Source organism: Candidatus Bathyarchaeota archaeon (genome assembly GCA_029882535.1).
Lineage (GTDB): Archaea > Thermoproteota > Bathyarchaeia > Bathyarchaeales > SOJC01 > JAOUKM01.
In genome coordinates this window covers 16,809-31,432 of record JAOUKM010000014.1, presented here as the reverse complement: position 1 = coordinate 31,432, position 14,624 = coordinate 16,809, and the positions used below count along the sequence as shown (strand labels likewise).

The 14,624-nt window shown below is 43.5% G+C and carries 14 protein-coding genes, 1 tRNA gene and 1 rRNA gene; 9 read left to right on the top strand and 7 right to left on the bottom strand.

Annotated elements, in window-relative coordinates:
- The 4 genes from OEX01_05250 to OEX01_05235 form a co-directional block, all read left to right on the top strand.
- The coding region (locus tag OEX01_05250; GenBank protein ID MDH5448392.1) for a Ni/Fe hydrogenase subunit alpha at positions 1-1,184 on the top strand (1,184 nt) is incomplete at its 5' end.
- A gap of 10 nt (positions 1,185-1,194) precedes the next feature.
- A complete protein-coding gene (locus OEX01_05245; protein ID MDH5448391.1) occupies positions 1,195-3,630 on the top strand; it encodes a hydrogenase iron-sulfur subunit in 2,436 nt (811 codons plus the stop codon).
- Position 3,631: 1 nt separating this feature from the next.
- The gene (locus tag OEX01_05240; protein ID MDH5448390.1) at positions 3,632-4,150 is read left to right on the top strand and encodes a 4Fe-4S dicluster domain-containing protein; all 519 of its coding nucleotides are present in this window, start codon (positions 3,632-3,634) and stop codon (positions 4,148-4,150) included.
- On the top strand, positions 4,147-5,034 hold the full coding sequence (locus OEX01_05235; protein MDH5448389.1) for a CoB--CoM heterodisulfide reductase iron-sulfur subunit B family protein: 888 nt from the start codon (positions 4,147-4,149) through the stop codon (positions 5,032-5,034). Before OEX01_05240 ends, OEX01_05235 begins: the two co-directional genes overlap by 4 nt.
- Positions 5,035-5,107: 73 nt before the next feature.
- On the opposite strand, the gene OEX01_05230 is transcribed toward OEX01_05235, so the two are convergent.
- Positions 5,108-5,752, bottom strand: a complete 645-nt coding sequence (locus OEX01_05230; GenBank protein MDH5448388.1) for a pyroglutamyl-peptidase I — start codon at positions 5,750-5,752, stop codon at positions 5,108-5,110.
- A gap of 945 nt (positions 5,753-6,697) precedes the next feature.
- On the opposite strand from OEX01_05230, the gene kynU reads away from it, so the two are divergent.
- Entirely contained in the window at positions 6,698-7,990 is a 1,293-nt protein-coding gene (kynU, locus tag OEX01_05225; GenBank protein ID MDH5448387.1) for a kynureninase, read from the top strand.
- Positions 7,991-8,039: 49 nt separating this feature from the next.
- Here the strand turns inward: kynU and OEX01_05220 are convergent, their stop codons facing one another.
- The 3 genes from OEX01_05220 to OEX01_05210 all read right to left on the bottom strand — a co-directional run bounded on the left by OEX01_05220 (position 8,040) and on the right by OEX01_05210 (position 9,327).
- Entirely contained in the window at positions 8,040-8,540 is a 501-nt protein-coding gene (locus OEX01_05220; protein ID MDH5448386.1) for a hypothetical protein, read from the bottom strand.
- Positions 8,541-8,854: 314 nt separating this feature from the next.
- Positions 8,855-9,026 (bottom strand) — tRNA-Trp (locus OEX01_05215).
- Between the two features lie 58 nt (positions 9,027-9,084).
- Positions 9,085-9,327, bottom strand: a complete 243-nt coding sequence (locus tag OEX01_05210) for a GIY-YIG nuclease family protein (GenBank protein ID MDH5448385.1) — start codon at positions 9,325-9,327, stop codon at positions 9,085-9,087.
- Positions 9,328-9,398: 71 nt separating this feature from the next.
- Between OEX01_05210 and OEX01_05205 the strand changes: the two genes are divergently transcribed.
- From OEX01_05205 to OEX01_05190, 4 genes are all read left to right on the top strand, one after another.
- Complete coding sequence (locus OEX01_05205; GenBank protein MDH5448384.1) at positions 9,399-9,797, top strand: putative metallopeptidase; 399 nt, start codon at positions 9,399-9,401, stop codon at positions 9,795-9,797.
- A 39-nt stretch (positions 9,798-9,836) separates the two neighbouring features.
- Positions 9,837-9,956, top strand: a 5S ribosomal RNA gene (gene rrf / locus OEX01_05200).
- 72 nt (positions 9,957-10,028) lie between these two features.
- Entirely contained in the window at positions 10,029-11,156 is a 1,128-nt protein-coding gene (locus OEX01_05195) for a DUF1512 domain-containing protein (GenBank protein ID MDH5448383.1), read from the top strand.
- 1 nt (position 11,157) lies between these two features.
- Complete coding sequence (locus OEX01_05190) at positions 11,158-11,571, top strand: hypothetical protein (protein MDH5448382.1); 414 nt, start codon at positions 11,158-11,160, stop codon at positions 11,569-11,571.
- Here OEX01_05190 and map read toward each other — a convergent pair.
- The 3 genes from map to OEX01_05175 all read right to left on the bottom strand — a co-directional run bounded on the left by map (position 11,568) and on the right by OEX01_05175 (position 14,531).
- On the bottom strand, positions 11,568-12,473 hold the full coding sequence (map, locus tag OEX01_05185) for a type II methionyl aminopeptidase (GenBank protein MDH5448381.1): 906 nt from the start codon (positions 12,471-12,473) through the stop codon (positions 11,568-11,570). The two genes, OEX01_05190 and map, sit on opposite strands and share 4 nt — an antisense overlap.
- 327 nt (positions 12,474-12,800) lie before the next feature.
- The gene (locus tag OEX01_05180; protein ID MDH5448380.1) at positions 12,801-13,361 is read right to left on the bottom strand and encodes a flavin reductase family protein; all 561 of its coding nucleotides are present in this window, start codon (positions 13,359-13,361) and stop codon (positions 12,801-12,803) included.
- A 15-nt stretch (positions 13,362-13,376) separates the two neighbouring features.
- Positions 13,377-14,531, bottom strand: coding sequence for a tryptophan--tRNA ligase (locus OEX01_05175; protein MDH5448379.1), 1,155 nt, complete (start codon positions 14,529-14,531; stop codon positions 13,377-13,379).
- Positions 14,532-14,624 lie beyond the last annotated feature (93 nt).

The following is a 14,624-nucleotide window of genomic DNA, read 5'->3' as shown; positions in this document are numbered from 1 at the left end:
TTAGAGAGCTCATGTACTGCGGCTACATCATCTATGATCACATACTTCACTTCTACTTCCTAGGCGGGCCAGACTTCGTGGTGGGGCCTGATGCCCCTGCAGCGAAAAGAAACATTCTTGGAGTAATAGAGAAGGTTGGCTTAGATATTGCCAAAGAAGTGATTAAACACCGGGCCTATGGACAGAAAATAACTGGTATACTCGGAGGTAGACCAACTCATCCTGTCAGCGCTTTGCCGGGCGGCATTGCAAAAGCGTTGTCTGAAGAGGAGAGGCGGGAAATCGAAGAAATGGTTAGAAGCTGCGTCGAATTTGCAAAGTTCTCTCTGAAACTCTTCGATGATGTTGTTCTCAAAAACGTTGACTACATAAACTTGATCACAAGTGACCCTTACTCCTTGAAGACCTATTATATGGGAACAGTTGACAAAAACAACAAAGTGAACTTCTACGATGGCGATGTCCGAGTGGTTGACCCGGAAGGAAAAGAGTTTGTGAAGTTTGCGCCAAGCGAATACTTGGACATAATCGAAGAACACGTAGAACCATGGACATACGTCAAACTACCCTACCTCAAGAAGATTGGTTGGAAAGGCTTAGTGGCTGGACCCGATAGTGGCATCTACAGAGTTGGACCTCTCGGAAGACTGAACGCCGCAGAGGGGATGGCAACACATTTAGCTCAAGAAGAGTACGAGAAGATGTTCAAAACTCTCGGCGGAAAACCCGTTCACGCAACCTTGGCTTTTCATTGGGCAAGACTGATAGAACTAATGTACGCAGCTGAACGGGCTTTGGAATTGGTCACAGACAAGGACATAACAAATAAGGGCATTAAGAACAAGCCTGGAAAGCCCGGAGAAGGAGTAGGAATCGTTGAAGCTGCTAGAGGCACGTTAATCCACCATTATATACTGGATGAAAAAGCCTTAGCCAAGAAAGTTAATTTGGTGGTTGCCACAACTCACAACGCACCAGGCATTTGTATGTCCATAAAAAACGCTGCAAAAGGACTTATACACAACGACGAAGTCAGCGATGGACTGCTGAATATGGTGGAAATGGCGTTTAGAGCCTACGACCCGTGTTTCGCCTGCGCCACTCACTTCGCCATAGGTGAAATGCCTTTGGAAGTTAAGCTTTACAACAGTGAAAAACGGTTGTTAAAAACAGTAAGAAGATGAGGGAATAGAAATGAACGAAGTTAAAGTAGGAGTATTTCTAGCGGATTCAGGTAAGCAACTCTCTAAAATCCTAGACTTCGAAGCTATAATCGAATACGTTAAAAACGTTTCAAACGTAGTCTTTGTCGCAAGAGGCAACGAGTTTTGGCAAGGAGAAGGATTACGAACCATAGTAGATACCGTTAAAGACGGAAAGATAAACAGGGTCGTCGTAGCAGGGACTCTTCCTAAGCTAAGCGAAGTGAAAATCGCTCAAGCAATAGAGAATGCTGGCCTTAATCCCTATTTGATGGAATTCATCGATCTCAAAGACCACTGCGCGTGGCCTCATCGAGAAACTCCTTCAGAGGCCACAGAAAAAGCCAAAGCCATGCTTCTAGGCGCTATCGAACGCTCCAAGCTTCTTGAACCCTTGGAGAAACTCGAGTTTCCCGCCCTCAAATCCACCTTAGTCATAGGTGGAGGCATTGCTGGAATGCAGACGGCTGTGGATTTGGCGGATTTGGGATTCGAAGTGAACTTGGTTGAAAAAGCGCCGTTTCTCGGAGGCTTGGCTGCTCGTGCCGGCCGCTTCTTCCCAACCGACGATTGCGCCATCTGCATACAGTCTCCAGCCTCAGATGTCAAAACCATCACTCACACCTCACGAAAGTGTGTATATCGTTCTGGCTTCAGCGAGATTCCCAAATTGGACATTTTGACCAACTCAAAGATCGTGGCTGTTGAGGGAGTTTCTGGAAACTACAAGGTCACGATAGAGAAGAAACCAAGATATGTCAATGAGAAATGTGTTCGATGCGACTTATGCACCACCGTTTGCCCGATAGAAGTGCCTGATGAATACAATGCCAAGTTGAAGACTCGCAACGCCATTTACATGGACATCCCGAACGTCCATCCGCCTGTCTACGTTATCGACGATATCGTTTGCAAGTTCCATGAATGCGCTAGATGCGTTGAAGTTTGTCCCACTAAAGCTATTGAATTGGACCAGAAAAGTGAGCAAATAACTCTAACTGTGGGAAGCATTGTAGTCGCTACTGGATTCGAGGAGTTCGATTCCAGCGTTATAAAGGAGTATCATTACGGCGACTATCCAGACGTTATAACAAATCTTGAGCTTGCTAGGATGATTGACGGTTTCGGTCCCACAGGCGGCGTGATTATTAGGCCTTCAGACTGCAAGCCTGCCAAGAAAATCGTTTTTATCCAATGCGTTGGTTCGCGAGATAGGCGCTACAAACCCTACTGCTCAAGCATCTGCTGCATGATCTCTCTAAAGCATGCTACATTGATCAAATCAGCCTATCCTGACGCTGACATCAGCGTGTGCTACATAGATGTAAGAACCACTGGGAGGGAGCATGAATATTACTACGAACGAGCCAGAGAGATGGGAATCAAATTCGTCAAGGGTAGACCAACTGAAATCTCACGTGACCCGGAAACTAATAGGTTAATTGTTGACGTGGAAGACGCTCTTCTACACAGATTCCTCGAATTAGATGCTGACTTGGTTGTGTTGGCTCCTGCCATGGTGCCAGCTGAAGGCACCAAGGAGCTTGCTGAGATTCTGGGCATCGAGTTGGATGAAGACGGATTCTTTAAGGAATACAATGCCAAGTTAAGACCGACCGAGACCAAGTTGAGAGGGATGTACCTTTGCGGAGGAGCAACCTTCCCGAAGGACGCGCCGACGACTTCTCTGCAGGCTCACTCAGCAGCAGTAAAGGCTGCGAAGTTCTTAACCGCTGGTAAGATAGTTAAAGATCAGAAAACCGCCGTAGTCAACGAAGAGTATTGCGGTGACTGTGAGTTCTGTCCGGTTACGTGTCCTTACGGCGCGATAACTTTGGTGCCGACTACTGAAGATCACTTTGTGGCTAAAATATCGGATCTCCTGTGCGAAGGATGCGGTATCTGCGTGGGAACTTGTCCTCTTAACGCTATTGAGCTTAGGCATTCACGACCAAGCCAGATGCGCGCTCAGATGGAGGCGCTCATGTCCATAAACGGAACGTCGAAGCCTTTGGTTCTAGCTTTATGCTGTTCAGAGTGTGGCCACGCTGCCGTAGATTCTTCAGGTATGGCTATGATGCAATATCCAGCCAACGTGAGAATCATGAAGGTTCCTTGTACGGGCATCCTACAGATTCATCAATTCTTAGAGGCTTTCAAGGCGGGTGCTCAGGGAGTGATGATTGTAGGTTGTAAAAGTGACGGTTGCCACTATGAAGTAGGTGTTCAGAAGGCTGAAAAGAAGGTGAAACTCGCCAAGTTGTTGCTGAAGGAATATGGAATAGCGCCTGAGAGGTTGGAGATGTTCAACATGGTGTTTATAGAAGGTGACAAGTTCGCTGAGGCTGCGCGAATGATGACTGAGAGGTTGGCAAAGTTGGGTTCACTGCAGTTAATGGAAGGTTCTCAGGAAGGCGAGGTGAATTAGAATGGAACAAGTGAAAGAGAAAAAAGCAACTAACTCGGCGTTCTCTAGTTTAGTTACAGATCGCTTAGGCGGCGAAACCATAACCCTATGCTACCAGTGTGGCACCTGCGCCAGCAGTTGTCCAGTGGCTAAAATCACTCCAGATTTCAATCCTAGAGAGGTCATTAAATTGTCACTCTTGGGAGCGGAGGAAGAGGTTCTTTCAGGTGACTCTATATGGCTTTGCTGTTCATGCTACAACTGTCAAGAGCGGTGTCCTCAAAAGATTGAGATAGCTGACGTGATTTACGCGCTGAGAAACATCGCTTTCGAGAAAGGTTACATTCCAAACATCTATTATCAATTTGCATCCGCCATCATAAACGACGGTCGCATAGTCAAAGTTTCCAAATTCGCCGAAAACAAAAGACCCACCCTTGGCTTACCCCCTCTTCAACCAACGGGTGTGGAACCACTGAGAAAGATTCTTTCTGCTACAGGATTTAGTAAGATGCAAAAGAAGAAGGAGGAATCATCATGACAAGCTACGCTCTATTCTTAGGCTGCACTATACCTGCTCGTCAGCCAAACTATGAACTATCAGCAAGAAAGACTCTAACAAAACTTGGAATCGAACTTGTCGACTTAGCCAACATGACATGCTGCGCCCCTCCACCAGTGCAGTCTATAGATTTTGAAACAAGCCTAGCCATAGCCGCGTACAACATTTGCTTAGCCGAAGAAGCTGACCTAAACTTGCTTACACTGTGCAGTGGCTGTTTTGAATCTCTTGCCATGACAAACGCCATGCTGAAGGCTGACGAAGAATTGAAGGCAAAGATAAACAAGATTTTGTCTCAGGCAGGGAAGGAGTTTCAGGGCAGCAAAGAGGTTAAACACTTCCTCCAAGTCTTGATAGATGATGTAGGACTAGAGCGTCTCAAGCAAAGCGTCTCCAAGCCCTTAAGCAGTCTAAAAGTGGCGGCGTTCTATGGTTGCCATGCGCTTAGACCAAGCGAGCTTCTGAAACTCGACGACCCGGAACGCCCACGTATTCTTGAAAACTTGATTGAGACATTGGGTGCGGAAAGTGTTGAATATAGAAATAAGTTGAAGTGTTGTGGTGGGCTTTTGAGAGGCTCTTCTGACGAGCTTGCCCTTGAACTTGCCAGAGAAAAACTTGCAAACACGTCTAAGGCAGATGCAGACTGCATTGCAACTCTCTGCCCCTTCTGCTTCGTTGCACTAGACATAGGACAGATACAAGTGAGGGCGAAGTTCAACGAAAACTACGATATACCAGTGTTGCATTATTCAGAACTCCTAGCCTTAGCGTTGGGAATAGATCCAAAGGAACTGGCGCTTCAAACCCACAAAATAAAGATCGACAGAGTCCTCAACAAAATATTCTTACAGCAATCATAAGGACGCGTACACAAACTTAGCTGGTCTCAAGTTCCAAGAAGGCAAGACAGCGAAGGGCGAACAGTACCTGCAACTATTTTTTCACGTTTCCGAGTGTTGCCTTGATCGCGATTTCAACCGCCTTGGTCGTTGTGTCTAGGTTCATGCTGGGTATCTTTCCTTTTCTCGCCTTTTGCAGCTGTGCCGCTTGCGATGGTAGACATGGGATATGCATAAATCCTGCACGCATGTCCAATCTGTCGCTACGTATTTTGTGCATCGTGTAGAAGAATATCTGGTTGCATCCGAACGTGCCCGCGGTGTAAGATATTTCTGCTGGAATGTTGTTTTGTCGTAGTTTGTTAAGGATTTTTCGGATGGGCAGCGTTGTGAAGTATGCTGCAGGCGCGTTTGGTTCTAGAGTGTCATCTTTTGGGCGTGTTTCACAATTGTAGAGGATTGTGGATTCGGTGAGATCTGCGAAGTTTATGGCTACTTTCTCTAGTGAGATTAGGGAACGGTAGGATTGTCCTAAGCTGATTATGACCGCTGGTTTTTGTGCGCCTATTATTCTTGTTATTGTGGGTTTGATTTCTTTGTATGCAAGCGGTATTTGAAAGGATTTGACTTTGAAAGAACCTATTTCTTTGTCGTCAAATGTTTTTGCAGCTTCCCATGAAGGATTTACTTGGAAATCTGCGAAGGGCTCAAAGCCAGTTAAAACAACTATTTCACTCATGATCGCAATCCTCTATACACAGAGATTTCTGATAATATCTCATGGATAAAAAGGGTTCGCCAATATGCTTTTATTACTATCTGCTCTCTTTCTGCAATCTGCATTATATATGCAAATTTTTCGACCTATAATACTTCTTTAAAGCTGAAATGGTTTTCGTTTGAGAACAAGGGATATATGTATGTCGTTTCTTTATTCATAACTGCGAGTGGGAGCCTAGATGTAGACACCTACATCTAAATACTCTTCAATTCCTTATCTCCCACTTCCACTCGCTATCATTCTCCGTTGAAACACGCACTCAAGAAAACCAAACGCTTCGCCAATACTCACTTTTGTCTAAGAATTTGGAGCTAGCTATCTAGGTGGCTTCCCCACTATCGTCTGAAAAAACATCATAAGACCTAACGTCCTGTCATAGCAGAGCCAAAAATGAGCAGTAATGGGTTTTAAGGGGAGAATATTTTATTAAATTTAGGAGATCTGCTTGGACAATCGTAGGCTTGTCAATCTTTTTCTCTCTCTTTTCTATTTTGCCTTTCTAGTTGGCGGGCTTTTTATTGGACTTCTAAACGATGGGCACAGCAAAAAGAATAGTTGTTAGAACAAAAACTCCAAAAATACATTGGGCGACTTGGAGACGACTACGACTACATTTTTGAATAACGTCTTTTAACAGAGTTTGACGAAAGTTTTGTGCTTGAAATATATTGGTTCAGCGACTTTTGCATGTGCACATGTTATCTAGCCTTACATTGCAGTAATTCTTGCACATTCATTTTCATAAAGTTCTTCGACCCATTCCACGTTTAGTGCGAGTATTCTGATTTGACAAATCAAATAGGTGGGCTCAAATCAATAGAGAATGCGCGGGCTATTCATGCAAAAATAAGATATTGTTCAGGCGATGTATTTTAACCGCACACAAAATAGGAGGTAGATATCATAACGAATCATAGATTTGAGACAAGAGAGGATTTCGCACATAAGCTCGACTCTGAGGATCCTCTTGCGAGGTTCAGACAGAGATTTTACATCCCTAAAGGAACAATTTACATGGATGGAAACTCTCTCGGCCTTCTATCGAAAGATTCTGAAAGTTCAGTTTTCCGGGTACTGAACGAGTGGAAGTCTCTTGGGATAACGGCTTGGCTCAGAGCGAAGCGTCCATGGTTTTATCTTGCTGAAGAGCTTGGTGCGATGTGCGCAAAGCTTGTCGGCGCAGAACATGAGGAAGTAGTTGCCACAGGCACGACCACTGTCAATATACACTCACTTGTGAATACCTTCTACCAGCCCAATGGAAAAAGGAAAAAAATACTTGCGGATGAACTTGATTTTCCATCCGATATATACGCTTTAACGAGTGCAATAAGACTTAAAGGATTGAATCCTAGCAAGAATCTCATTCTTGTCCCGAGCGCGGATGACCGCTTGTTAGATGAGAGCAAAATTGTTGAATTGATGGATGAAGAAGTGGCGCTGGTTTTTCTTCCTTCCATATTGTATCGAAGTGGGCAACTCCTCAATATGCAATATCTTACGGATGAAGCACATGATAGGAGAATACCAATAGGTTTTGATTGTTGTCACTCCGTCGGTGTTGTACAACATTACTTTGATAAATGGGATGTGGATTTCGCCCTTTGGTGCAGTTACAAGTATTTGAATGGGGGGCCTGGCGGTACAGCCTTCCTATACGTGAACAAGAAGAACTTTGATCGTAAGCCCGCACTTGCCGGCTGGTTTGGATACGTTAAAAATAAACAGTTCGATATGTCTCTCAGTTTTGAACATTCCAAAAGTGCAGGAGGGTGGCAAATATCATCGCCAGCGATTTTGAGTTCGGCACCGATTGAAGGCTCCCTTAAGATAATTCTTGAAGCTGGAATGCAAGCAATAAGAAAGAAGTCTCTAAAAATAACTTCATATTTGATGTACTTAGTTGACGAAACCCTCTCTGAGGCTCCGTACAATTTCAAAATTGGAACACCAAGAGAAGCTCAACGCAGGGGCGGACATGTTGCCATTGAACATAAAGAAGCCATGAGAATAAGTGAAGCTCTAAGAGCAAGAGGCGTGGTCTCTGATTATAGACCCCCGAATATTGTAAGGACTGCTCCCATACCTCTCTATAACACTTATTATGAAGTCTGGAAGTTTGTTCAGCATCTAAGAGAAATAATCGATAAAAAAGAGTACGTGAAGTTTCCGAAGGAAAGACGGATGATATCTTAATGTATGTGTGATCTAATTATAGAGTCAAAATATGTAGAATGCATGTGCATTAACTCGGAATTTTTTCCTTAAGCTCTTTTGTGACCTTTGAAAGCGCTTGGGCAAGTTCCTCAAGCATCACGTCGGTTGTTTTGTCAAAGGCACGGAATTTTCGTTTTTCTATCTCTGAAATTAGTTGGTAAACTTCCACAATTTGTTTACGAAGCGCAGGTGAAAAGCCGGTGAGTATTGCCTTTTTCCTTATCATCTCATATGAAGCCATATCAAAATGAACCTGAGACCATCGTATCTTCTTACTCTCAACCAACTCCAAATTTCCTTCACATTCCATCAGCAAATCGTTCAGGAATTTCACCTCTTCTTTTTTCTCCTTTCTTCTAACCATGATAAGGTCGAAGAAAAATTTCATCAAAACACCGGCGATGACCAAGGCTATTCCTCCTAGAAACATATAGATTGAAGGAGAAGGCTCTACATAAGCTGAGTAAAAACCACATACTAAAGCGAGAGCTATTAAGACCAATATTGCTATCGGAAGCAGATATCCCAACAGTGAACCAAAAACTCTATTGTTCCTTTCCTTTGACAATCCTATATCAAGATGAATTCAAACCAATCTGGCTAAAAAAGATTTTTGCCCACGCTGGCCAACATATTTGTAACTGAACTAAATCAGTTTCAAACACAGCTTCCCCTCTCACAAAAACGCCAAACATACTTAGAGCCTATTAACCGACTATTAAGAACCAAATAAAACCTAGAGGTCTAACGCGTTACACATACAACAAAAGCCCAGCATTCATATTTGAAGCCTAATAGAATAGTCTCTCTACTGTGCCGAACACACACATTAACTAGTTTTAGTGGGGCTGGCCGGATTTGAACCGGTGACCTCTACCCGAAACCACGTCAACGCATGGCTTCTACGGGTTTCTCTAGCTTTCACCGCTCCAGAAACTCGTCATCCCAATGAGCGGTCCGCAAACCCGTTTAATCTTCTGGAGCCCGTCGTCATACCTGGCTAGACTACAGCCCCACCATAACCACAAACACAACAACAGAAAATATATGCCTTACGTAATACCGCTAAACATTCAAGCCCCAGCAAGTCTCCGTTTACCCTCATGGCTCAACCGTTTAACTGCTCTCTCTCTACGCACAGCCGCCCCACGCGAACCGAACTCCTCAACATAAGCGACTCTCACAGGCCTATGCATTCGAGTATATCTGGCACCAACTCCCCGCTTATGCTGCCTGAAACGAAACTCTACATCCTTAGCATGCCCCGTATAATAGCTTCCATCTTCACAAAGAAGTACATAAACATAATACGCCATCAAACATCAGCTGTCCATATGCACGAAAGTGCTAAAAACACTTTTTATCCCCCCTGAAAAAAGAAACCTTCATGAGCATAAAATACTACGAAGCTCCAGACATAAAACAACTCGTCAACGCAATACTAGTGGAACTAAAATTCACCCACATAGACCCCAGATACGTTTACTGCTTCAGAAGCAGAGGCTCCAAATCAAAACGCACAATAGCCCGAATCCACAGCCTAGAAAAACTCTGGCAAAAAGCCCTAAAAACACACCCACGATACCTAATCGAAGTAATTGCCGAAAGATACGACAAACTCAACCAAATAGACAGAGAAAAAGTCCTAATCCACGAACTACTACACATACCCAAAGCATTCTCCGGAGGCTTCAGACCCCACAAAGGCTACATCAACAAAAAAACAATAAACAAACTCCAGAAAGCCTTAAAACATCGCAAAAACACCTACCAAACCACTCAATGAGCGAAAAGTTAATCAACCAAAAAAACACGCTCTATATAGGTTGCCGGCCAAAGGGCGCGGGACCCACCCGATCCCATTCCGAACTCGGAAGTTAAACCGCGCTCCGTTTCAGGTGTTAGTGTGGTCTTCGGCCATGTGAAGCCAGAAAAGCTGGCAGCCCACTTCAAACCATCTTGGAAATCCCCAAGACTTATAACTCAGTGAATATAGTTTTCTGAAGTTGTGGCAAAATTGATACAACTGGAGATGCTGCCAGCACAATTCTTTCCAGGACAAGACAGCCTAAGCTGGATATTCCAAATAATCTTCACCCTTCTCTTCATAGTAATGATCTTCTATGGACAAAGAATACAAATGTATGTCATGATAAGAGAAATCGAAGGCTCTTTACTCCGCCTTAAATTCATACGAGACGAAGGACGCAAGATCGCGATAAAAACGATAAAAGAAACAGGAAAGCCCGAGGTAGACCCTACAAAACGGGTCGACCAGTTCTTAGAATACGTAACAATTCCGCCCCAAAGCATGGACCCAGCAGGTATCGTATGGAAACTTGAACACATACTTGACGTGCGAGAAGACCGCTTCAAAGACGATGTTAAACTAATGGCACCAGCAGCAGATGAAACAAACATAAACAACTTGGAAAACACACTAGAAGCAGCTGCAGCACTAAACATAATCTATAAAGTTATACGCCACTTCTACATTTTAGGAAAGAAAACACTCAGCCTCTACATTATCATGCAAATCCAAATGATACTTCCGCTGATAATGCGGGAAGCAGAAGCCTACGCAAGCGCCCTCAAAGCTTTCTCATTCGGTCAACCCATAGGCGACGGCGCTGGTGCTCTTGTCGCAGCTAAACTAATGCATGGGCACAGAAAACAAAAAATTGAAAAAGATTGCGTTGTAGCTAAAGTTCCCTTAGAAGGACGAACTGCATATGTTATAAAAGCGGAGGGCCCGGGCGGAAACGTGGGAAAGCCTGGAGAAGCGATAAAGAGGGTTGTTGAAAAGAACGATGGGAAAATCTCGGCAATAATTATGATAGATGCTGCATTGAAGCTTGAAGGTGAAAAGCCCGGAGAAATAGCCGAGGGAGTAGGAGCAGCCATAGGCGGGCCGGGAACAGAACAGTATAAGATTGAAGAAAGCATTCTAAAATATAAAATTCCAATAAATGCAGTGATTATTAAAGAAGACATTGGCGACGCAGTATCACCCATGAGAAAAGAAATTTTTGACGCAACCGAAGTTGCAGTTGAAACGGTTAAGCGTGTAATCAAAGAGAGAACAAAAGAAGGAGACACTATCATAATTGCTGGGATAGGAAATAGCATTGGGGTAGGACAGTAAGATGAGTGAAGAGATAGAACGGACTGCAAGAAGATTTTCTTCCATTGTACTTATTGTTATAATTGTTGTACTCGTTTTGTCCTTAACGGCGTTATACCAAGCATACGAATTGTATCTAACGAATGATCCCACTGTAGGGTATTATTTGTTAATCGGTTTTGTAGGGCTAGCACTGTCCACTTATATGCTGTTTCAAACTAGAAGACGAATACAAGGATTTACTTTGAAAACGCCACCAATTACTACGACGATAGTTTGTTCAAAATGTGGATTGAAAAACGTCAGAAACTTTGAACGAGGCGACTATATACTCAAAGAACTTGGACCATGCACAAAATGCGAAGGAACTATGATGATTTCTGCTATCTACCGTGAAGTTAAACAAAAAGGGAAAAAAGAGAAAGTCTTTACTTAAGTCAAAACCCTGCAGCCATTTTTTACAATTAAAAGCGTATGCTCTGCTTGTGCTACAGGTTTTCCGCTAGCTTCAATGAAGACGGGATAAGACATTAAACATTTGGAACGGAGAAGTTCTTGAAACGCGGCGAAATACTGTTCTTTAGGCACAACTTTCTTCAACCAGCGTTCCGAAAATGGCAGAGTCCTAAAGTTCTCTTCGACGTAGTCAAGAAGGTGTTTTGCATAGGAGTTTTTCAATAATCTACGTTTCACGAATCTAAAGATCGTTGTTTCATCTCCGTTTCTAACTTTGCCCGCTGCGTTAGCAACTGTAACGAAAGGTTCGATCGCCACGACTTCACCTTCTCTTATCTTAGAGCCTATGAGGTGTGAAACATTTGGTATAGATTTCCCCGTGTGAATCAGATATCGCCCAATTTGATGCCCTGTCAGGTTTGAGACAGGCTTGCATCCACCATATGTTTTGATGGTTTTTTCTATTGCTGAGCCAAGTTTTGATGTTGATATTCCAGCGTAAACTGTTTTAACTGCGACTTTTAGAGCTTCTTCGGCTGCTCGTACAAGGTTTTCATGTTCGGGATTGAAACATATTGTAACCGCAGTGTCTGCAATGTATCCATCTAAGTGTGTGCCAAGATCTACTTTTACAAGAGAGTTTGGTGGAATGACGCGTTTGTCGTTTGGAGGCGATGTATAGTGGGCTGCAACCTCGTTAATAGAGACGTTACATGGAAAAGCTAGTTGTCCACCCTTCTCACGAATTAATCCTTCTGCTTCTTCACAAACCTCAATTATAGGCATTCCTTCACGCACAAAACTCCTCATTTTCTCTCGCACTTCTCTCGTAATCTTTCCAGCACGTTGATGTTTTTCAAATACGTCTTTTGGAAGACTCATAGTTTCTCAGCACGCCATTTTCTATAAATTCAAAGAAAGTTAAAAGATTTTAGAAATAGGAGACATCGAACATGGCAAATATTACATGGTTGGGACATGCAACCTTCGAAATAGGCTAGCGGAAAGGATAGTTTTTGTGGATTCATGGCACGATGACAATTCCAATGCGCCGATAAGAACCACAACACAGATCGCATTTGAAACGCTTCGAAATTTGCAAACGAATGAACGCAACGTTTGCTGGCATGCCCAAGTTGTGCAAGTATGCAAAAGAAACGAAGTAAAAGTTGTTGTGTTAGCATCGGGTGAGATGTATTCGTTGCAAAACTAGAGAGATGGCTCAACTATTTTTGGTATAAGAGTGGCAAATTTGTTCCCACCGAGATGATAGATGAGCTTTGTTTTTTCTATGTCAAATTCTTCTTTGAAGCTTTCTTCATTCGAGTATGCTTCTATTACCTCGCCGACAAAAATGGTGTGGTCGCCTGTTACGAACATTTGCTGTAGCTTGCATTCCAGGTAAGCAACACATTCTTTAATTATAGGTGCTTTAATGGTTTTAGCCGGCAGGGATGTTAGTTTCGTTTCTTTGAACTTGTCGTGGTTTTTTCCACTTCGTCTGCCGCAAAACAATGTTTCTTTCACGATTTCCATGGTTGGAATGTTTACAGCGAATTCTTGTGTTTCTCTGATGAGTTTGTACGAGTGGCGGCTTGGTTTGATGCTTATGGCAACTAGAGGTGGATTGATTGATGTAGGCATTGCCCATGCTAATGTGATGATGTTTGCTTTTCCAGCTTTTTCAGCACAAGTTACTAGTACTGTGTGCATTGGATGCAAGAATCTGTAGGCATTAGAAAGGGGAGTCTCGATTTTCTTTTTTCCCAACTTGGAAGCCTCATCTTAGCGTGTTATGAAGAAATCCTCGACAACATTCCTGGCCTTTTCTCTTTTCTTTTGATGTTTCAAAAGGAAATTCGTAACTCTTTCGGTTAGTAATGCTTTGCAGTCACCACAGGTGATTTCTCCACACCTGCACTTTCTTACTAGTTCGGCAAGTTTTTCATCGCTTTCTTCGAAAAGATAGAGGAAATACTGATATATGGTGCAGATGTCAGGTTCGCCGCCGAGCTTTCTCTGCTCCTTAACACTGGGTTTACCTCCTGTAAATGCATTCCAGATTTTCTTTTTGATTGTTTCTGGAGTGTCAGTTGTGAATATGCATGTTTCTGGTTCGGAGGCGCTCATTTTTCCGCCTTTTCCGAGGCCTGGCACGAAGCGGCAGTGGATTTGGGCTGGCTTGCAATAGCCTAGTTTGGGTGCTATGTCTCGGGTAACGCGCCAGTAGGGATCTTGGTCGATGGCAGCGGGAATGAGACTGGGCACGTTTTCGCCTGTTAGTTTTGCGTGGATGAAGCATGGAACCGATTGAATTGCCGGCCAGAAAATCCATCCTATGTTTGTGCTGTCTTGGAAGCCGAAAGCGGCTTTTGTTGTTGAATAGGTAACGCGTTTGGCAACTTCGAGGGCGATATCGTAGAGAAGTGCTATGTCTTTGACGTCGAAAATGATGTAGGTGTTTTCTGGTTTGAATCCTAGGGCAATAAGGTCTAAAGCGTTGTCGTGGGCAAATTTTGTTGTTTCGTCGAGTTTGAGGTGTTGTTCTATGACGAATTTTTCGTCGTCGGTCATTTGAAAGTAGAGTCTTGTCTTGAATTTGTCTTGGAGGTATTTTGTGAAGATCCATGGTACGAGGTGGCCTACGTGTACTGGGCCTGATGGTCCTCTGCCGGTGTATAAGACGAATTTTTTGTCTTTTTCATAGAGGTCTAGGATGGTGTCTAGGTCTCGGTGTGAGAAAAACAGTTTTCGTCTCAGTTGTGGGTGGAGTTCTCCCACGTGTTTTTGGAGTCTTTTTAGTAGTTTGTTGGTTATTGGTTGGGTGCCGAATTGGCGAATTAGTTTGTCGTAGTCGACTTTTCCTCTTACCTCCCAAGGGGTGACTATCATTTCTTCTTCGTTTGGCATGGTGATCATCGCTTGTTTAGGGTCTTTCATAGAGAATTTGGGGAGGGTGTTTTAAACTTTGTGTGAGTGTGCGCGTAGCGTTGTGGCTAGGTTGTTCTATTGGTTCCAAATAGATGGCTATTG

Coding starts and splice junctions, on each gene's coding strand:
- OEX01_05175 (MDH5448379.1), bottom strand. CDS start 14,531: ATGAAAGACCCTAAACAAGCGATGATCACCATGCCAAACGAAGAAGAA.
- OEX01_05205 (MDH5448384.1), top strand. CDS start 9,399: ATGAGCATAAAATACTACGAAGCTCCAGACATAAAACAACTCGTCAAC.
- OEX01_05210 (MDH5448385.1), bottom strand. CDS start 9,327: ATGGCGTATTATGTTTATGTACTTCTTTGTGAAGATGGAAGCTATTAT.
- OEX01_05230 (MDH5448388.1), bottom strand. CDS start 5,752: ATGAGTGAAATAGTTGTTTTAACTGGCTTTGAGCCCTTCGCAGATTTC.
- OEX01_05190 (MDH5448382.1), top strand. CDS start 11,158: ATGAGTGAAGAGATAGAACGGACTGCAAGAAGATTTTCTTCCATTGTA.
- OEX01_05240 (MDH5448390.1), top strand. CDS start 3,632: ATGGAACAAGTGAAAGAGAAAAAAGCAACTAACTCGGCGTTCTCTAGT.
- OEX01_05235 (MDH5448389.1), top strand. CDS start 4,147: ATGACAAGCTACGCTCTATTCTTAGGCTGCACTATACCTGCTCGTCAG.
- OEX01_05245 (MDH5448391.1), top strand. CDS start 1,195: ATGAACGAAGTTAAAGTAGGAGTATTTCTAGCGGATTCAGGTAAGCAA.
- map (MDH5448381.1), bottom strand. CDS start 12,473: ATGAGTCTTCCAAAAGACGTATTTGAAAAACATCAACGTGCTGGAAAG.